The organism is Nonomuraea sp. NPDC049480, assembly GCF_044465905.1.
Taxonomy (GTDB): Bacteria; Actinomycetota; Actinomycetes; order Streptosporangiales; family Streptosporangiaceae; genus Nonomuraea.
On record NZ_JBITMD010000042.1, the window covers coordinates 57675 to 76308 of the forward strand.

An 18634-nucleotide genomic window follows, 5' to 3' on the forward strand; every position below is an offset into this window, starting at 1 on the left:
AGGCAGCAGCCGGCGAAGGCATCTTCTCGGCTAGAGCAGCAGCGTGAGGTGAGTGCCCCATTCGTAATTCCCCTCGGTGTGCACCTGCCAATCGCAGGTGCCTCTGCTCCAGTCCACCGGGCCATCGAGTACCACGCTCTGGTGGTAGTAACCGTTCTTGGGATCGAGCTGGTCGCGCCAGCTGTATGTTCCTTCGGGTAGCCAGGCCGACTGCGTGGCATGATCGGTGCACCCTGCGTAGTGCAGCGAATATCTCCCCGCCGCGAGGTAGATGGTCCTGGTTATACGGCCGTCCGCCCAGTTGTCTTTCGGATTGGGCTTGAGCAACTGGGTCTTCAGGTTACACGCGTGCGGATAGACCTCGCACGGGAAAGCATTTCCTGTGGCATCGGCACGGGCGGTTCCTGCTGTGGCCGTGAGCAGCACCGTCGCCATGGCGAACAGCAGGATTTTACTCACCGATTGATTCATGGTGCTTCCCCTTGCACGAGCGGTGGAGAGGGCATGGGTTCTCACGTGACGACGTTCTGCCCAGAAAAACCATTTCGGCATAGCCGTCCCCGCCGGCTACTTCCAGGGGGTGCAGTGATTGCGGCCGGTCCAAGTGCTGGTGGAACAGGCCCGGGTGGATCTGCCGACCCTGCTCATCATCACCGTGTATGTGGAGCACGCATCTCCGTCGTACACTCGCGCGGTGCTCGTCACGCCGCCGGTGCTGTTGTTGAGCGCCTGGTGCCAGATGTATTCTCCGCCATAGCAGTCCGGCTGGTTGATGGCCTGGATGTCTGTCCAGCTCGCGTTGCAGAGTGCCGAATAGGAGAGCCGGACGAGGTATTCTTTGGCGGAAAAGCCGAGAACCACCATGTCAGCGAGAACCTGCGCGCCGGCTGAACAGCCTGTGGCGTTGGGGTCCTTGCCCGAGCAGCTGTTCCCATAGCAGGTGGCCGCTGTGCCGACCGGGTCGGCCTGCACCGCCGGCGATTCAGCGTAGGCGACCGTGCTGGCGCCGACCATGGTGAATAACGTGGCCGCCGCGCCGGCGATCGTAGCGAATTTCTTGAGCATCACGTGCCTCCTGTGGCTTCTTGTTCGTGGCAATGACGTACCGGCGGGCTGCCGGAAGTCGCCGGGATGGTATGCGGACGGTGACCCTTCTTCATTTCGTGTGGGCCCTTCCGCGATTCGCAGTATCAGTCCGCAGAAGGCCGACAGGCCAGGACTTGGACCGGGCATATGCCGGACATCTTCCGTTCGCGAATTCGGCCCGCGACGATGTGCAGTCGACCGCAGCGCCACCTTCTTGCGCCGGCTGCTGAGGACTTCAGTCGAGGCTGAGACGGCTCACGGCTCGCGGTTTCCGTCTTCGCAATAATGTCCGGTCCATGCCCGGCCTATGTCCGGTATCTGGCCGTTGACAATCTCATATAAACGCGCCGAAACTTAGCGCGTACGACTCGGTGAATAACCAGAGGTCCACGAGAATTCACCCGGTCGACTGCGCCTCGCTCTCCAAAGAGCCAAGCCCGTTTCGATGAGCCGCGATCTCGTCCATCGGTACCGACTTTATCCGCCGCCACGATCGTACGCCGGGCGAGGCGGATCTCCGGCGCGATCGATCGCAGAGCCGGTGTTGTCGCGATCAGCCCCGCCTCGCCAGAACAAGCGCAAGCAAGAGGAGAACAAGTGCTCACAAAAAGCATGTTCCGCCGTACCGGCCTGGTCCTCACCCTGGGGTTGTCCCTGTTCGCGGGATCGGCCGGAGTCGCGAACGCAGGGCCGACCGCGAAGTCGGGCGCTGCCGCCTGTCCGGTGTCAGGGCAGCGGTTCCAAGTCGGCAACGGCACTCAGGTGTATTTGGTCGGCCCGGACAATATTCTCTACGCCATCGCCAACGAGACCGTCTACTTCAAACTGTGGAACACCTGGGATGGCATCACCCGTTGGCCCACCAGCACGATACCGTCCTGCTTCACTTCGGCGTACCTGTGGACGAACGCAGGGCTACGCAAGGGCCGGAACGAACCACAGGTCTACATCTGGGATCAGCGGGAGAGCCCCAACGGCGCCTATCGCTGGATCACCAGCGAAGCCGTTTTCAACAAGTACAGCTTCGCGCCGAACAAGATAGTCGTATCGGAGTACGGACCGCCTATATCCAGCACGAACAACTGGGACCAATGACGGCACAGGCTCCTTCCTGTCCACGGTTGTCGCGGTCCGGGACCGGTCGGGAGGGCCTGCGTGCAGGCCCTCCCGACGCGCCACCTTCCAAGGCTGAGGATGGACGCTCAACGGCGTCTGAGCCGCACTGCGGCGCGGAAGCCGTGGTGGAGGCGGCCGCCTTTGGTGACGGTGACCGGGACCATCATCCATGGCTGGGCCGGGCCGAGCAGGGTGGAGTACGCCGGAACAAAGCCCTGATCGAGCAGGGACACGGCGAAATCGGTCGATACGCGGCCTAAGGCATCCAGAGCCGCCATACCGTGCCAGGGAAGAACGGACGCCCCGCCAAGATAGGTGAAGCCGAGACAGCCGCTGCGCGGGTTCGGTGTCAGCCTTATGTGGTTGGAGAACATCGCCGCGTCGAATCCCAGGTCGCGGTCGACCCACAGGACCGCCATGTACTGGATGGTGTCATGCCAGGCCTTGACCAGCACCGCGCGACGTTCGGCGGCGGTCGGCGCGGGAAGTGCCCGGTCGGTCAGGTTGAACAGATCGGCGTAGACGTGCCTGGCGAAAGCGATGCCGTGGCCCTGTGTCGCGGAGACCGTGTACATCAGCGATCGGAACAGGCTCTCGAAATTCGGCATCGTCGTTCCAGCACCGCGATTGTCGCCGATCACGCCGGCGGTGCGGAGCGTGGCTTGCTCCAGCGCGGGCACAGGGGTGGCGCAGATGTCCAGTCCGACGAGGGCGTCACGAATCTCCGCCACTCGTCGCGGGACGAGGTCGGCATGCCGGCGCATGGCGAGGGGTCCCATGCGTTGTTCGGCGACCTCGTTCAGATCAGCGATCGTGAGAATCTCCGTCCCACCGACGAGAGCGTGATAGGAGAGCAGCTTCTCCCGGTAGGCGCGCAACAGACTTCGAGGGTGCGGCCGGAAATGGTTGCCGTCGCCGAGCACGGTGATCGCCAGCCCCGGCGGATAGACCTGCTGCACCGTACGTTGCAGCTCGCGCAGCCGGACCATGGCGGCGAGTTCTGACAGGTCAGGCAGGCTTCCCATCGTCTTGAGCTGGTTGTAGTGGAATTTGAGCGGGAATCCCCTGGTGATGATGGGAATGGGGGCGCCGTCGGCCAGATGGGGCCGGATCTCCCGCCTCGCCATGGACAAGGAATAGGCCGCCCGTGCTCCCTTGCGGAACTGCGGGCGCGTGAGCAGGTAGTAGATATCGGCCGCGAGATCGTCTGTCCGAGGGGCCCGCTCGGCCGTATGGATCGCGGCGCGTTCGGCGCCTTGGAGCAGCGTGCCGACCATGTCCGAGGACTCGCGCTCGCTGAGCCATACGGCGTGCTCCAAGGCGGGACTTCCCACCGACATCTCGGCCAGCGGCAGTTCGGCGAGCGAGTTCGCGTGTGACAGCGCCGGAAGTCTCGTGGCCCGCGCGGTGCGGGCGCAGCGTGGAACCGTCTCGAAGGACCGGACGACATCGGCACCGTCATAGGGTCGCTCGTGGACGTAGCCGGGCAGTGCCACCGCGACGAAGAGAGCGTCGGTGAGTTTCTTGGCCATCGCCTGCCGGTTCTCGCAGATGTCGTCGAATACGGCGACGATGTCCAGGTCGGCGAAGGCTTGGAGGCTCTCGGCCTTCAACTCGTGAACGGGTCGCGAACGGTCGTTCCGCAGGAAGGCGATGCGTGGCCCTGTGATGCCCGCGCAGGCCAGCGCGTGCTCGGTGTGCTCGCGGACCCGTTCACGCCGTCCCGTGTTGAAGACCACCCGGCCGCCGGCGTCGTACACGTCCCACACGAAGCGGGCCAGTCCCGGCACCGGCGTGTCCCAGCGCAGGTTCTCCCACGGCCGGAAGAGGGCGCGGCAGAAGGCCTCGTAGTCGATCTCCGCGGCGGCCTGCTGAATCCACAGATCCCAGGCCGGCCGATGATAGGAGGGCAGAGCCGCGAGCCCGTTCGGATCGACGCCTACGGCTCTGAGGGCGTGGACGACCCGGGCGCGGGGATCGAGCGCACACATGTCGATGTCGAGCATCACGGCCGGCGCTTTGATCGTGGGATCGTCCCGCCGCAGGCGCGCCCGCTCGGCGACCCGGCGCAGCACCTCGACCAGCACGACGTGCTGGCGGGCGTCCACCGTGTGGACCGGGCCCTCCCCTGAGGAGGCGTCGAACAGCGACGCAGCGCGAGGGGACAGGAAGCGCAACTCCGTCTCAAGGATGTGCTGTACGGCATGTGCCGGCATGCCGGCGGTCCGGCCCAGGAGCATGGTCATATCGGTCAGCTCCGCCAGGCCCCGCCGGGCCGCGGCCTCGTCCAGCTCTTCCACGGTCACATCCGGCATCACCACCCGGCCCGTCGCCCGTCCTCCGGGCGTCACCTCGAAGCGGGGATCGTCCATGCCGATGCCGTACCTGTCGAGGCCGATCCTGAACACCCGGGCCAGCGAGGTGGGCAACACGTCGGCGCCCGCCTGGATACCGTCCGGGTCCACGACGCGAGTGGCCCTCCCATGGACGGGGTGGTCGGGATATGGCACGCCGTCGCGCTCCACGGCGCAATGCAGTCGCAGAATCGGATCGGTCTCGATGAGTTCGGAGAGGAGCGTGCCGGTCGTCGGCTTCTCCTGGTCTGCGGCCTTATTCATACGCGATGCTGCCGATTCGCCGGCGCATCCGACTGTGGCGGCAAAGCTTCCGCGAAATGGGCGACTTTCGTGGCTGGGCTACCCATTCTTTTACCTCACTCTCCGCGTGCGTTGACGCGCGAACTCGGTGTGGTCCCCCTTTGACTTGAGGAGCCTCTCGCGCATACGGCGGCGCGTGCTTGACCGCGCACGCCGGCTCCTCCTGCTTACGTTGAACCGCAAGGAGGCTGGAAAGCCACGTTTCCAAATCCTCGGGCGCCCGGCCAGGTCAAGGACCGGACATTCGCCGGACATGAGACGCCGAAGCGGAGAATCCATATGGGCAGGCGGACCCCCGGGCAAATGTCCGATCGATGTCCGGTCCTTGACCTGGTTCGGCGCAGAGCCGGGCGGCCAGAATCGAGAGGGCGGAGGAAGCGAGCCGTCGCCGCTTGGCGTGGCATCCGTTGAGATAACGACGGGAAGGGCCGTATGAATATTGTTTCTCGGAATGCGCCCCGAATTACGGGACCTGGAGCGGCTTGGTGAGCTTGGACATCTCGGTGATCGAGGGACTGGACGGGGTCGGGCAGCCGGACTGGGATCGGCTGGCGACCCGCGACGACTTCTACCTGTCGTACGGGTGGTTGCGGGCGCTGGAGGGTGATCCGTTCGTGAGCGTCCGCTACGTGCTCGCCCGCGATGACGGCGCCCTGGTCGGTGCGCTGCCGGTCTATGACATCCGGGTGGAGGGCAGCAGCTTCTACGCACCGAGAAGGCACCGTCAGGCCCTTACCAGAGGTGGCCGCTGGCTGCTGGCGGGCGGTCGCCGCGGCCACCACAGCGGGATCCTGCTGGCCGGCGACGAGCGGGAGCGCCGGTCGGCGCTGCGGGCTCTGCTGGAGGCCGGGCTCCTGCTGGCCGCCGAGCGGGACGCCGGTGGCCTGGTGTGGATGTTCGCGCCGACCCGCGTCACCAGGTGGCTCCACGCCGAGGGCGGGTCGGTGGCGTTCGACACGGTCGAGGCGTGTCTGACCGCCGACGGGTGGGACGGCTACCTGGCCGGCCTCAGCGGCCGGCGGCGCAAGAGCACGATGCGGGAGCGGCGTCGCTTCGAGCAGGCCGACTACGAACTGACCGAGCAGCCGTTGAGCGAGTGCTTGCCGGCGCTGGCCACGCTGGTCGCCAACCTGCAACAGAAGTACGGGCACCGCACCACTGCGGAGTCGATGCGGCGGGTGCTGGCCCCGCAGGCCGAGTTCCTCGACGGTGAGAGCGTGGCGTTCATCGCGCGCCGGGAGGGGCGGCCGGTGGCTGCCGCGTTGCAGTACCGGTTCGGCGACACGCTCTATGCCCGCATGATCGGCTTTGACTACGCCCTGCTGCTGAACGCGTACGAATACTTCAACCTCTCCTACTACCTGCCTGTTCAGTACATGGAACGGGCCGGACTGCGCCGCCTGCATCTGGGCATCGAGTCGGCGGAGGTGAAGGCCGAGCGGGGCGCGCGACTCCACCCGCTGTGGACGGTGGCGGTGCCGTGTGACGGATCCGCGCTCGTCCCGGCGGAGGGTTGCGCCGCCGGACGACGCGCGTGGCGGGAGCGGTACGACGAGAGAGTGCTGCCTTCAGAGGACTGGGACGTGCCCTGGTGAGCGCCACAGTGAACACCACAGTGAACGCCGCGAGCGCACTGGAGGTGAACGCGGTCAGCCGCGTCTTCAAGACCGGTTCGGGGACCGTCGAGGCGCTGCGTGAGGTCTCCTTCACCGCTGAGGCGGGCGAGGTGGTCGGCCTGCTGGGGCTCAACGGCGCGGGGAAGACGACCCTGATCAAGGTGATCAGCACCCTGCTGCTGCCCAGTTCCGGCAGCGTCCGGGTGAGAGGGGAGGACGTGGTCACCCGCACCCGGCAGGTACGGCGCCTGCTGTCCGTGGTGTTCGGCGGGGAGCAGGGCCTCTACGGTCGGCTGTCGGGCCGCGACAACGCCCGCTTCTTCGGCACCCTGTCCGGCCTGGACCACCGGCGGCTGGAGCGGCGGGCCGCCGAGGCGATCGCCATGGTCGCCCTGGACAAGGTGGCGGACCGGCCGGTGGAGACGTACTCGCGGGGCATGAAGCAGCGCCTGCACCTGGCCATCGGGCTGATGGCCGCCCCGAAGCTGCTGATGCTGGACGAGCCCACCGTCGGGCTCGACCCCATCGAGGCGGACCGGCTGCGCCGGGTGATCGGCGAGCTGGCCGCCGGAGCTGCTGGTTATCGGCCGTGCATCCTGCTGACCAGCCATTATCTGCGCGACATCGAGGATTTGGCGGACAGGGTGACGATCCTGCAGGACGGCCGGCTCACCCACGACCTGCCGCTGAAGGAGTTGCTGCGCCAGGCGGGTTCGGCCGCCGCGGTGACGGTGAGCGTGCGCGGGGACGAACCGACGTGGCCGGACGACGGCGCCGGACCGTCCGGTGTACGCCTGGTGGACGCCCAACCGGCCGGAGCCGGGAGGTGGACGGCCCGCTACGAGGTGGCCCGCTGGGAGCCGGCGACGCTCATCGAACTGGCCCGGCGGTGGCCGCACGGCGAGATCGCCGACGTACGCGTCGAGCCGGTGGGTCTGGAACAGGTGTTCCGAGACCTCAGCCGAGGCGCCGACCTCAGCAGGGGCGCCAGGCTCGACACGAGCGGCGACCTCGGCCAAGGCGGCGGTCGATGACCGCCCGTGCTCTGCTGGCCAGCACCCGGGTCCAGCTCAAGAGCGAGACCCGGCTGGCCGGCGTGATGGCCGGGGTTGTGCAGCCGGCGGTGTTCATGGCGGTCACCCTGCTGGCCGCCGGACAGGCCGCGACCGGCGCCCGTACCGCGATCGGCTGCGGGCTGCTCGGCCTGTGGGGCGCGATCGTGTGGAGGTTCGGGCTGGTGCTGCGGCAGGAGCGGCAGCGCGGCATCCTTCCTGGCATCGTCAGCAGGCCGACCGGGCTGGTAGTGGTGCTGATCGGCAAGAGCATCGGCTCGGTGTTGCGGTCGGCGGCCCTGACGGTGCTGACCGTCGGGGTAGTGGCGGCGGTGGCCGGGCATCCGGTCCACATCGCCGCACCGGTCGGCTTCACGCTCACCGCGCTGGCCACCCTGGTCTCCGCGACCGCGCTCGGGCTGTTGCTGTGCTCGGTGTTCCTGCTGGCCCGCTCGGCGGTGCGGATCGCCGAAACGCTCATCTATCCGGTGTTCATCCTGGGCGGGCTGCTCGTGCCGACCGCCCTGCTACCGGGCTGGGCACAACAGCTCTCCACGCTGATCAGCCTGCGGTGGGCGAGTGAGCTGCTGCTCGACGCCGCCGCAGGAGGGGGGCAGCAGCCTGGCGACTGGCTGCTGCTGGCCGCGACCTCCGCCGCTTACGCGGTGGGCGCCGTCGTCAGCCTGCGGGTCGTGCTGCGGAGGATTCACGCGGAGGGCACCCTTGAGCTGCTCTGATCCCACCGCCCGGCGCACTGCCACCGCCCGGCGTGCCGCCACCGCCGGCCGCACCGTCACCGCCCTGCGTACAGTCGCGGTCCTTTCGTGGCGCGAGTACCGGGCGGTCTATCCCCTGCGGGTGGTGCTGGCGAGCTCGCTGCCGCGGGCGATCCTGCAGACGTTGTTCGTCGCGTACCTCGGCCTGATCGCGGCCGGTCCGGCCGGGCGGGACTTCGCACTGGTCGGCGGGGCCATGCAGGTGATCACCATCGCGACGGTGATCAAGGCCGGTGACATCCTGGTCGACGATCGGATCTTCGGCACCATCTACCGGATGCGTCTGGCGTGGATCCCGCTGCCGGTGGTGGCGGCCACCCGATGGTGGGTTTTCACCGCGGAGGGAGTGCTGGGCGGGCTGGTGGCGGCGACGGCGACATGCCTGCTCTTCGGCCGGCCCGCGCTGATGGCGGGCATCTGGGCGGCCGCCGGGCTGGTGCTGCTGGTGGCGCTGTCCACCAGCGCGCTGGGAATGGCCGTCGCGGCGATCGCGATGACGCAGCGCATCGACTCGTTCATCACGAACCTCGTCAGCTACCTGCTGCTGGCGTTGACCGGCGCGGTCGCGCCGCTCGAACGGCTGCCGGACGCCCTGGAGGCACTGGCGCACGGACTGCCGATGACCAACGGACTGCTCGCCGTACGCGGCGCGCTCGCAGGCGGACCATGGCTGGGGCACGCCGCCGCCGAGGCGGCCGTCGGCTTGGGCTGGCTGGCGGTGGCCGCGGCCGTGTTGACACTGCAGGCGCGGCAGGCCCGTACACATGACACCGACGGACGGATTTGACGATGACATTTCTCCCGCAGTTGATCGCGAAGGTGGCAGCCGCGCATCCCGGCGCGCCGGCCGTCACCGGCCCGGCAGGCACTCTCTCGTACGGGGAGCTCCTCGGGCGGGCACGCGGTTTCGCCGGACTGCTGCGTGAGCTGGGCGCCGCGCCGGGTGAGGTGGTGGCCGTCGAGGACGGCGGAACACCGGCGTCGGTGACCGCCCTTCTGGGCACACTCTACGCCGGTTGCGTGATCCTCCCGATCGATCCGGCGCTGTCGCCGGAGCTCCGCGACACCATGGCCGGCGTGGCGCGCTTCCTGGTACGTGCCGGCGACGACGGCCGGCAGATCTTCGAGCCCGGGCAGACCCGGCCGAGGGACGTCCCGGACCAGGTGGAGCCGTTGACCGAGCCTGCCAGGCTCGACGCCCGCTCGCCCGCGTACGTCTGCTTCACCTCCGGGAGCACCGGGCGTCCCAAGGCGGTGCTGGGTGCGCACGACTCGCTCGCCCATTTCGTCCGCTGGCAGCGGGATACCTTCGAGGTCGGGCCGGGCGACCGCATGGCGCAACTGACGAGCTGGTCCTTCGACGTAGTGCTGCGCGACATCTTCACCCCGCTGATCAGCGGCGCCACGCTCTGCCTGCCCGGATCGCGGTCGCGGGAGGCCGGACGGGTCTTCTCGTTTGCGCGAGCGTACGGGATCACGCTGGTCCACACGGTTCCGTCGCTGGTCCGGCGATGGCTGGCGACCGCCGCCGTGGACCATGCGGTGGACACCGCGGCGGACCCTGTGGTGGACCCTGTGGTGGACACTGCGGTGCCGAGCCTGCGGGCCGCCTTCTTCGCCGGCGAGCCGCTGCACGCGGAGCTGGTGAACGCCTGGCGCGGCCGGGTGGCGCCCGGCTGCCGGGTGGTCAACCTGTACGGGCCGACCGAGACCACCTTGGCCCAGTGCTCTTTCGAAGTGCCCGACGAGCCGGGCGCCGGCCCGTTGCCGGTCGGCCGGCCCTTGCCCGGGTGCTCGGTCAGCGTGCTGCGCCCGGGGTCCTGGGAGCCCGATGATGTCGGCGAGGTGGTGCTGACGACGCCGTATCGCTCGCTGGGATACCTCGGCACGGACAGCACGTTCGAGACGGCTCCCACGGGTGAGCAGGTCTACCGCACCGGCGACCTGGGGCGATGGGACGAGCGAGGAGTGCTGCACCTGCTCGGCCGGCTGGACCAGCAGGTCAAGGTGCGCGGGGTCCGGCTGCGGTTGCCGGAGGTCGAACGGGTGCTGCGCGACGTGGCCGGCGTTCGCGAGGTCGCCGTGGTCGACGTGGTGGACGTGGCGGGCGCGGGGGACGTGGCCGGCGCGGGGGACGTTCGGCTGGTCGCCTATCTCGTGGGAGACCCGGCTCCGCCTCCGGTTCGCGTGCTGCGGGAGGCGATCCTGCGGGAGCTGCCGGCCGCGGCGGTCCCGGAGGAGTTCGTCACGCGTACGGATCTGCCGCTGCTGCCGAACGGCAAGATCGACCGTGCCGACCTCCGTGACCAGGCCGGCACCCCGGCCTCAGCCAAGCCGGTCGAAGCCGCGGCCGGCTCCGAAGGCGGGGGGAACGCGCTGGTCGTCGAAACCTGCCGGCGGGTCCTGGGCGTCGAATCGGTCCCGCTCACCGCGGACCTCTTCGAGCTCGGCGTCGATTCGATGTCCGCGATGGAGATCGCCGCACGGCTGGAAGACGCGCTGGAGGCGGAGATCCCGTACGGCCTGGTCTTCGACCATCCCACCGTCGAGGAGATCTCCCGCTACCTCGCCGACCGGAGCTCGGGACGAGCCGATCGGAGCCTGGGGTGAACGGCCCGATCACGCCATCGTGGACCCAGCGCAGCCGCCTGGCCCGGCTGGTCGAGGACGCGGAGGCCGGGCTCTACCGGCCGCAGCACACGATCTCCGCGTTGCGCGTACGCGGTGAGCTGAACCTCTCCGCGCTGAACCGGGCCTGGCTCCGGTTGCAACGAAGGCACCCGACTCTGCTCACGTGCTTCGACCCGAGGAAGCCACTGTGGCGGCTGGACCCGGCCGACCCGGTTGACCTGATACTGCTGCCGCCCCCCGCCGATGCCCGGCAGGCGCTGACGCGGGAGGCCGAGCGGCCGTTCGACGTGGAGCGGGGCCCGCTGGCCCGGCTGGTCGCCATCCCGCTTCCGGACGCCGCGGAGATGCTGCTCGGGCTGGTGATCGACCACCTGGTCTCCGACCAGTGGTCGCGGCGGATCCTCGTGGCCGCCCTGTGCCGCCTGTACGACCTGGAGATCGGCGCGTCGGCCGAGCCCCTGCCCCCGGCGCCGAACGCGTACATCGGCTGGATCGAACGCCAGAACGACTACCTGGAGTCCGCGGCCGGCCTCGACCTGCGCCGGAAGGCCGCGCGGCACGTCCTCCTCCCCCGGCAAGGGCCCACCGGCCGGGCGGACGTCCCGCGGATCCTGCGGGAGCTTGACGCGGACTCGTACGCGCGCCTGCTGCCGGTCGCGAAGCGACACCGGCTGACCCGGCTCCAGCTCGTCCTGGCCGCCCTGGACGCGGCTTCGGCCGAGCTGGGGGAACACTTCCCCGCCGCGACGCTCATGACGGTCACCGGACGTCCACGGCCGAGCCTGCACGGCGCGGTGGGCTGGCTCGCCGACTACGTCGCCGTCGTCAACCAGGTCCGGAGCGCCGATCCAGGCGAGCATCTGCGGTCGTTCCGCGAGGCGCTCGTCGCGGCGCTGGACTCGGCGCGCGTTCCGTGGCCGCTGGTCGTCGCGGACACCGTGCCGGGACGGTTCGCCCATCCGATGTCGCTGCCGTACCTGTCGTTCAACGCCCAGCCGCTGCGAATGCGCGCGGCCCTGCCCCTGGTTCCCTTCGCCGGGACCGAGATCGAGGAGTTTCCCGTGCACCTCGGTCGGCCGGACGGGGCGCTCTTGACGTACTGGACGGAGGACGACGACGGCGGCCTGCGGGTGGCTCTGCGGTACCGGCCCGAACACTACAGCGAGGCGGACGTCCTCGCGCTCTGGAAGAGCACCATCACAAACCTCGACCGGTTCGCCGAAGCCGCGGGCCGGCGGGATGGGAGTGCGGACGGGTGAGATTGTTCGTCATCGGCGCGGACCCGCGCCGCGAATGGGCCTTTTCCACGTGGCTGCGCGCCGGCCTTTCGGTCACCCTCGCGGACGGGGTCACCGCCGGCTGCTTCGATCACGCGGTCGATCGTTTCCATCCGGTCGAGGTGCGCGACGAGCGGGCCGACGTGGAGTCGCTCGTCCTGATGGCGGCCGGCCACGACGGGGTGACCACGCTGGCCGAGGGATCGCTGGTCACCGCCGCGACAGTGGCGCGGGAGCTGGGCCTGCCGGGCCCGGGCGTCGGCGCGGCGCGCATCGCCCGCAGCAAGGTCCGCCAGCGCGAGGCCGGGCAGCGGCACGGCCTGGCCGGCCCCCGGCACTCGGCCGTCACCGACCCCGACGATCTCGTGCGGTTCTTCGCCTCCGGTGTCCAGGCCGCGGTGCTGAAACCGGTGGACTCCTCCGCGAGCGCCGCCGTGTTCGCCGTCCACGGTGTCGAGGAGGCCCTGGATCGGTGGCCGCGAGTACGAGCGATCTCGCCGAGTCGTACCGGCATCGTGGAGGAGTATCTGCCCGGGGCGGAGGCGAGCGTCGAGGCCGTGGTGCGGGGCGGCGAGATGGTCTTCTCCTCGCTGACCCGCAAGCGGACAGGCGGCCCCACCGGCTTCCTCGAGGTCGCCCACACCACCGACCGTGCCGATCGTCCTGACGCCGGAGTCAACACGCTCGTCCGCGACCTGATCGCCGCCTGGCGGGTCGAGTCGGCCATCTTGCACGTCGAGGTGAAGCTCGACGGCGATCGCCCCGTCCTGCTGGAGGCGACGGTACGACCGGCCGGCGACTACATCACCGAACTGGTGTCCGCGGTGCACGGCCGCGACCTCTACCTCGACCAGGCGCACCTGGCGCTGGGCCGGCCGCTCGCGGCGGACCGCCCGGCCCGCGCCCGGCGGGCGGAGGTGCGGTTTCTGCTGGCCTCCGGCACCGTCCGCCGGAACGTCGCCCCGGTCGAGGTGCTCGACGGTCTGACGGACGTCAAGATCGTACGGCAGCTCGTCCCGGCCGGTTGCCGCCTTCCGCCACTGACCGCGAACTGGGCCAGAGCCGGATACGCCCTGGGCTGGTCCGCGGACGACGGCGAGTCGCTGACCGGGCAACTCCGGACCGCGGTCAGCGATCTCGGCACGTTGATGGGCACCCCTGAGCTGGCCTGACCTGTCCGCACCCAGCTACCGCCAGTCGGTTGACCTCAGGTATTCAGCCGAGGCGGTAGCTGTGCTCCAGATCAAAGCTCGCCGACCGGGTGGGGCTGGCCGAGGCACTGGGCGGGCTGTGGCCGGTCAGCAGGTCGTCGAAGAAGTCGATGATCGGCGGTTGCGTCCCCGCGGCATCGTGGCCCACCTTCGGGACCTCCACCTTCCGGACGGTGGTTCGGTGCCGTGCCAGGCTCTTGGCCAGGCGGTCGAGTTCCACCGGCCGGCTGCGGCCGGGGTGGCCCATGGCGGCCAGGTCGGCCCGCCCGTCGTCACCCCTGCCCCGCTCACCCCCAGGCCGCCACCGACTACCTGCGGGCCTGCCTGCCCGCCCGCCCAGCACCGGCCCCGCCGACCACTTCCGGCCCCGCCACCAGCTCGACCCCGACACCACCCGCGCCCACCTGACCTACCTCGCTCGCGCCTTCCCTCCAGTCACCACCCGCGACATCGCCTGGTGGCACATCGCCCGCACCACACCTCACATCCGATCAACAATCGGGTTCGGGACCGGGCTCGCGGTCGGGCTCCCGGCCGTGCTCGGAAGCGGGCTTGTGTTCGGCCTCGGGGTCGGCGTCGCGTTCGGGCTCTGGGCCGGGCTCACGATCGGGCTCGGAGGCACACTGCTAGGCGAGCTCTTATGTGGGCTGAGCCCCTGCTTGGGCCGGCACGAGGCGATCCAGCGCCAGCTCTTCAGCGCGCTGTCGCGCTCAGCGCTCACCCGGCCGATCTTGTCCCTTGCCGTCACGGGAATGTCCGTCCCCGGCTCCCTCACGATCGTCCCGGCTGCCCCGGAAAATGAGGCGGCGCAGGATCATGATCGAGCTGACGGTTGAAGCCCCGGGTTCCGGCGTTTTCCGCGATACGTTCCCGGCGGACTTCGGGACGGCACGAAGTCCATGCTGGATGTGCTGGCGAAACACGACCTGAGCGGTGTCTTCGCCCGTGCGGTTCGGAGGTTGAGGAGCCGGCTTATGAGGTCCTCATTCCCCGGGACCGGTTCGTGGCCGGCGCAGATCAGCTGCCCGGGGCGCGTGTCTGGTCGCCTTCATGGGCCGGTTCGGTCTGTTCGAGTGTGGCGGCCCAACTGGCGAGGAGGTTGAGTGCCCCGTGGGCGGGGGTGCCGGGTTCGGCGCTGAAGGCGGTGAGGGTCAGGCCGGGGTCGGCGGGCAGGGGCATGGCTTCGAAGGGGAGACTGAGATCGCCGACGACGGGGTGGTGGAAGTTCTTCGTGCCGGTGTGGTGCAGGCGGACGTTGTGCGCGGCCCACAGGGTGCGAAACTCCTCGCTGCGGGTGGCGAGTTCCCCGACGAGGTCGGTCAGAGCCCGGTCGTAGGGGTCGCGTCCTGCTTCGGTACGCAGCAGGGCCACGGTGGTGTGGGCTGATTCGTCCCAGTCGGGGTAGAAGTCGTGGGCGCGGGGGTTGAGGAAGCGGAAGCGGGCGAGGTTGACCGGCCTGACCGGGTCGTCGAAGACGGGTGCGTACAGTGCCCGGCCGAGCTGGTTGGCGGCGAGGATGTCCAGGCGTCCGTTGCGGATGTAGGCGGCTGCGTCGGTCATGGAGTGCAGCAGCCGCTGGATGCCGGGCCGGATCTGCTGCTGGGTGGGGCGGCGGCGGGTGCGGGGGGTGGCGTTGGCGGCGCGGGCCAGGTCGAACAGGTGGGCGCGTTCGGCTTCGTCCAGTTGAAGGGCGCGGGAGAGGGATTCCAGGACGCTTTCGGAGACGCCGCTGAGGTTGCCTCGTTCCAGGCGGGCGTAGTACTCGGCGCTGACTCCGGCGAGCATGGCGACCTCCTCCCGGCGCAGCCCGGGGACGCGCCGGTTGCCGCCGTAGGCGGGCAACCCGGCCCGCTGCGGGGTGATCTTGGCTCGCCGCGAAGCAAGGAACTCGCGGACCTCACTGCGGTTGTCCATGTCTTCCCAGCGTAGGCCGGTTGTTGGTGTCGTGGGGTGTTCTGTCAGTACATGGAACAGCAGGGACTGTCTGATCTGTCTCATCAGCGGTGTGCTGGCTGGTGCCGGGGTTGTGCGGGCGGCCCGCCGCCTCCCCGAACGCCACGACAGGCACAGGGAAAGGCGGAGACGATGGCGCAGAACACCGGGAGCCCGCAGAGCGCGGGCGGTCGCAGCGTGCTCGGCGACTACGCGCCGAAGCTGATGGAGCTGACCGACACGGTGCTGTTCGGTGATGTACGGGAGCGGCCGGCGCTGCGCGGCAGCGCACCATTGAGGAGATCAGATGGAGATCGTGAAGCAGCCCGCGACCATGAAGCTGCCTGAGCAGTGGTTCACCGGCGATGCCTGGGCGGACGTGCTGTACCGGGGCGAGGATCCGTCCCGGGCCCGGGCCAACATGGTCCGTCTCGCGCCCGGGGCGCGTACCGCCTGGCACAGCCACGGGCTGGGCCAGGCGCTCTATATCGTCGAGGGCATCGCCCTGTTCCAGTCCCGCGGCGGGGAGATCGTCGAGGCCCACCCCGGCGAGGTCGTCTGGACTCCCGTGGGTGAAGAGCACTGGCACGGCGCCGCCCCGGACCGGTTCATGGCCCACATCGCGCTGTGGGAGGGCGACGAGGTCGAGTGGCTGGAGCACGTCACCGACGCCGAGTACAACGGTCCCCGCACCCGCCCTTGACCCACAGTCTCATCACGGGCGGCAACCCGCCTTGTCAGCAACGATGATCGATCACGAAGGAAATGATGATGGACAAGCGAACTCTCGGACATGACCTCGAGGTCTCGGCGATCGGCCTTGGCTGCATGGGCATGAGCCAGAGCTACGGCCCCAACCCGGGCAGCCGGCAGGAGATGATCGCGCTGATCCGGGCAGCGGTGGAGCGCGGCGTCACGTTCTTCGACACCGCCGAGGTATACGGGCCGTTCCTCAACGAGCAACTGGTCGGCGAAGCCCTCGCCCCCGTCCGCGATCAGGTCGTGATCGCCACCAAGTTCGGATTCGCCTTCGACGGCGACGGCCACCGGACCGGGCTGTCCAGCCGGCCCGAGCACATCCGGCAGGCCGTCGACGGCTCGCTCCAGCGGCTCGGCGTCGACGTGATCGACCTGTACTACCAGCACCGTGTCGACCCGACGGTAGCGATCGAGGACGTCGCCGGAGCGGTCAAAGAGCTCATCCAGCAAGGCAAGGTCCGGCACTTCGGCATGTCCGAGGCCGCCGCCGCCACCATCCGCCGCGCCCACGCCGTCCAGCCCGTGACCGCCGTGCAAAGCGAGTACTCCCTGTGGTGGCGCAAGCCCGAGCAGGAGGTTCTGCCGGCCCTGGCAGAGCTCGGCATCGGCTTCGTCCCCTACAGCCCGCTCGGCAAGGGATTCCTCACCGGCACCGTGGACAGGGCCACCAGCTTCGACAGCACCGACATCCGCGCGAGCATCCCGCGCTTCACACCCGAGGCACGCGAGGCCAACCAGGCACTCCTCGACCTCCTCGCCACCGTCGCCCAGCACAAGGGCGCCACCCCGGCACAGATCGCCCTGGCCTGGATCCTGGCCCAGCAACCCTGGATCGTCCCGATTCCCGGCACCCGCCGGCTGGAGCGCCTGGAAGAGAACATCTCCGCCGCCCACGTCGAGCTCACCACCGACGACCTCGAACAAATCGAGACCACCGCCGCCAAGATCGACATTCAGGGCGCCCGCTACCCCGAACATCTCGAACGCATGACCGGCCTGTGACCTGCCGTCACCGCCCCAGCGCCACCAGGAAGGACATTCGTTTCGGCTTCATGGACCAGCGACGAACTCGCCCGTATCCGCATGACGGGACGAGCTTCGGATCGCGCCGTACGGCCACCCATCGCGGTCCATCGCTGCGGAAGTCACTGCGGTGGTGAGGGCAACGGCCGGCGAGGTCCCCAGGCGTCGGAGATCCGGTTGGCCAGGACATAGACGAGGTTGACGGTAAGGATCGCAGGGGCGATCACCGCCACGAAACCGGGAAAGTCCCGCTCGAAGGCCAAGGCCAGGATCACCGCGGTGATGCCGTTCTGCTGCGCCAGCCCCAGGTGGATCCGGTCCATGACAGGGAGCCCGTGGGTCAGGACCAGGGCCGCGAGCATCTGCGCGGCGAACGCGGCCAGCCCGAGCAGCACGCCCGTCATCACGTTCGCCCCGCCGACCAGCAGCAGCCCCATCAGGAACGCCGACAGCGCGAACGCCGCCGTCACCGCCCGCGACAACCATCGCGGGTCGGGCATCCGCAGATACAGTCCGGCCGTGGCCACGCCCAGCAGCAGTGAGGTCCAGGCCGCGGAGACGACCGCGGCGGCCGCCGCCAAGTAGCTCATCACCGGCGGCGCATTCCTGATCAGCCGCCATACCCCGTAGGCCACTGCGGCGAACAGCGCGTTAAGCCCCAGATCGACCAAGTACGACGCCGAGAGCCCATCCTGCCCGGGCCTGACCCACGACACGGCGTAAAACGCGAGGATGACCGTCACCGGATCGTCGAAGGAAGACCAAGCGCCCAGGATGGTCTTGGCCCGATCCGACAGCCGGTTGTCGGCCATCACCGAGGCCACCGAGAGAGGATCGATCTGGGCCACGGCCACTGCGAGAATCATCGCTCTCGGGTCACCGGAGACGAGGTACACCACACCGGCGATGAAGGCCGCTTTCAGCAGCACCCCGACGGTCACCGCGAGCAGGATCAGCCTGCTGTGCTGGCGGGCCTCGGTGCGGTCGATGCCGTGCGTGCTGCCGTACAAGCCCACGGCGAGCAGCAGACTGCTGAGCAACAGGTAGGCGCCCGAATGCTCCAGCCCGTACACGCCACCCAGGTCCGCGGCGAGCCAGCCTAAGCCGACGAGCAGGATCAGGAACCCGATTCTGGCCAATGGTCGCTCCTTGGGAAGCGCAGATGTCAGGAAATCAAGCGATCAGGTGGTCATCGTGGCAACTCTAGTTTGCTCGCAATGCAGGAATCCCCCCGCGGTGCCGACCTGGTCCTGCACTGGCCAGTGTCTCGTCCAAAGCCCGGCGCAGAGTGCCGGGTGCGGGTGCGAAAGTCGGAGGAGACGGGGTCCTGGTCATATCCGGCCGGAAATTCCCGCTGAGCAAGAAGGCGCAAGTCAGCGAGGTTCCTCGCGGACGGTCCAGCCAGGGTCTGTCCAGTGATCGGTGTATCTCAATCTTGACTGGGTCTATCGGGTGGCCGGGGTCAGGCGGCCTTCGAAGGTGATGGCGAAGGCGTTCA

18 protein-coding genes are annotated in these 18634 nt (G+C 69.0%); 12 read left to right on the top strand and 6 right to left on the bottom strand.

Going from position 1 to position 18634, the window contains the following annotated elements:
* Positions 1-30: 30 nt before the first annotated feature.
* Positions 31-471, bottom strand: a complete 441-nt coding sequence (locus tag ACIBX3_RS56920; protein ID WP_397129189.1) for a hypothetical protein — start codon at positions 469-471, stop codon at positions 31-33.
* Positions 472-567: 96 nt separating this feature from the next.
* On the bottom strand, positions 568-1065 hold the full coding sequence (locus tag ACIBX3_RS56925) for a DUF2690 domain-containing protein (protein WP_397129190.1): 498 nt from the start codon (positions 1063-1065) through the stop codon (positions 568-570).
* 618 nt (positions 1066-1683) lie between these two features.
* Between ACIBX3_RS56925 and ACIBX3_RS56930 the strand changes: the two genes are divergently transcribed.
* A complete protein-coding gene (locus ACIBX3_RS56930; RefSeq protein WP_397129191.1) occupies positions 1684-2181 on the top strand; it encodes a hypothetical protein in 498 nt (165 codons plus the stop codon).
* A gap of 107 nt (positions 2182-2288) precedes the next feature.
* On the opposite strand, the gene ACIBX3_RS56935 is transcribed toward ACIBX3_RS56930, so the two are convergent.
* The gene (locus ACIBX3_RS56935) at positions 2289-4820 is read right to left on the bottom strand and encodes an L-tyrosine/L-tryptophan isonitrile synthase family protein (protein WP_397129192.1); all 2532 of its coding nucleotides are present in this window, start codon (positions 4818-4820) and stop codon (positions 2289-2291) included.
* 524 nt (positions 4821-5344) lie between these two features.
* Here ACIBX3_RS56935 and ACIBX3_RS56940 point away from each other — a divergent pair.
* From ACIBX3_RS56940 to ACIBX3_RS56970, 7 genes are read left to right on the top strand one after another with little or no spacing between them, the layout of a single operon-like run.
* The gene (locus ACIBX3_RS56940) at positions 5345-6454 is read left to right on the top strand and encodes a GNAT family N-acetyltransferase (protein ID WP_397129193.1); all 1110 of its coding nucleotides are present in this window, start codon (positions 5345-5347) and stop codon (positions 6452-6454) included.
* Positions 6451-7509, top strand: coding sequence for an ABC transporter ATP-binding protein (locus tag ACIBX3_RS56945; RefSeq protein WP_397129194.1), 1059 nt, complete (start codon positions 6451-6453; stop codon positions 7507-7509). Before ACIBX3_RS56940 ends, ACIBX3_RS56945 begins: the two co-directional genes overlap by 4 nt.
* The gene (locus tag ACIBX3_RS56950) at positions 7506-8264 is read left to right on the top strand and encodes an ABC transporter permease (RefSeq protein WP_397129195.1); all 759 of its coding nucleotides are present in this window, start codon (positions 7506-7508) and stop codon (positions 8262-8264) included. Before ACIBX3_RS56945 ends, ACIBX3_RS56950 begins: the two co-directional genes overlap by 4 nt.
* Entirely contained in the window at positions 8251-9090 is an 840-nt protein-coding gene (locus ACIBX3_RS56955; protein ID WP_397129196.1) for an ABC transporter permease, read from the top strand. The genes ACIBX3_RS56950 and ACIBX3_RS56955 overlap by 14 nt, the downstream gene beginning before the upstream one ends.
* A 2-nt stretch (positions 9091-9092) precedes the next feature.
* On the top strand, positions 9093-10913 hold the full coding sequence (locus ACIBX3_RS56960) for a non-ribosomal peptide synthetase (RefSeq protein WP_397129197.1): 1821 nt from the start codon (positions 9093-9095) through the stop codon (positions 10911-10913).
* Positions 10910-12193, top strand: coding sequence for a condensation domain-containing protein (locus ACIBX3_RS56965; RefSeq protein WP_397129199.1), 1284 nt, complete (start codon positions 10910-10912; stop codon positions 12191-12193). Before ACIBX3_RS56960 ends, ACIBX3_RS56965 begins: the two co-directional genes overlap by 4 nt.
* Positions 12190-13383: an ATP-grasp domain-containing protein gene (locus ACIBX3_RS56970; RefSeq protein WP_397129200.1), complete on the top strand. Its 1194-nt coding sequence runs from the start codon at positions 12190-12192 to the stop codon at positions 13381-13383. Before ACIBX3_RS56965 ends, ACIBX3_RS56970 begins: the two co-directional genes overlap by 4 nt.
* 43 nt (positions 13384-13426) lie before the next feature.
* Here the strand turns inward: ACIBX3_RS56970 and ACIBX3_RS56975 are convergent, their stop codons facing one another.
* Positions 13427-13669: a hypothetical protein gene (locus ACIBX3_RS56975; protein ID WP_397129201.1), complete on the bottom strand. Its 243-nt coding sequence runs from the start codon at positions 13667-13669 to the stop codon at positions 13427-13429.
* Here ACIBX3_RS56975 and ACIBX3_RS56980 point away from each other — a divergent pair.
* The gene (locus ACIBX3_RS56980; protein WP_397129202.1) at positions 13668-14258 is read left to right on the top strand and encodes a hypothetical protein; all 591 of its coding nucleotides are present in this window, start codon (positions 13668-13670) and stop codon (positions 14256-14258) included. The genes ACIBX3_RS56975 and ACIBX3_RS56980 overlap by 2 nt on opposite strands.
* 181 nt (positions 14259-14439) lie before the next feature.
* On the opposite strand, the gene ACIBX3_RS56985 is transcribed toward ACIBX3_RS56980, so the two are convergent.
* Complete coding sequence (locus ACIBX3_RS56985; RefSeq protein WP_397129203.1) at positions 14440-15336, bottom strand: helix-turn-helix transcriptional regulator; 897 nt, start codon at positions 15334-15336, stop codon at positions 14440-14442.
* A 171-nt stretch (positions 15337-15507) separates the two neighbouring features.
* Between ACIBX3_RS56985 and ACIBX3_RS56990 the strand changes: the two genes are divergently transcribed.
* The 3 genes from ACIBX3_RS56990 (at position 15508) to ACIBX3_RS57000 (ending at position 17115) form a co-directional block, all read left to right on the top strand.
* Positions 15508-15702: a hypothetical protein gene (locus ACIBX3_RS56990; RefSeq protein WP_397129204.1), complete on the top strand. Its 195-nt coding sequence runs from the start codon at positions 15508-15510 to the stop codon at positions 15700-15702.
* Positions 15662-16057: a cupin domain-containing protein gene (locus ACIBX3_RS56995; RefSeq protein ID WP_397129205.1), complete on the top strand. Its 396-nt coding sequence runs from the start codon at positions 15662-15664 to the stop codon at positions 16055-16057. The genes ACIBX3_RS56990 and ACIBX3_RS56995 overlap by 41 nt, the downstream gene beginning before the upstream one ends.
* Positions 16058-16125: 68 nt before the next feature.
* Positions 16126-17115: an aldo/keto reductase gene (locus ACIBX3_RS57000; protein ID WP_397129206.1), complete on the top strand. Its 990-nt coding sequence runs from the start codon at positions 16126-16128 to the stop codon at positions 17113-17115.
* A gap of 143 nt (positions 17116-17258) precedes the next feature.
* Here the strand turns inward: ACIBX3_RS57000 and ACIBX3_RS57005 are convergent, their stop codons facing one another.
* Positions 17259-18275, bottom strand: a complete 1017-nt coding sequence (locus ACIBX3_RS57005) for a hypothetical protein (RefSeq protein WP_397129207.1) — start codon at positions 18273-18275, stop codon at positions 17259-17261.
* Positions 18276-18634 lie beyond the last annotated feature (359 nt).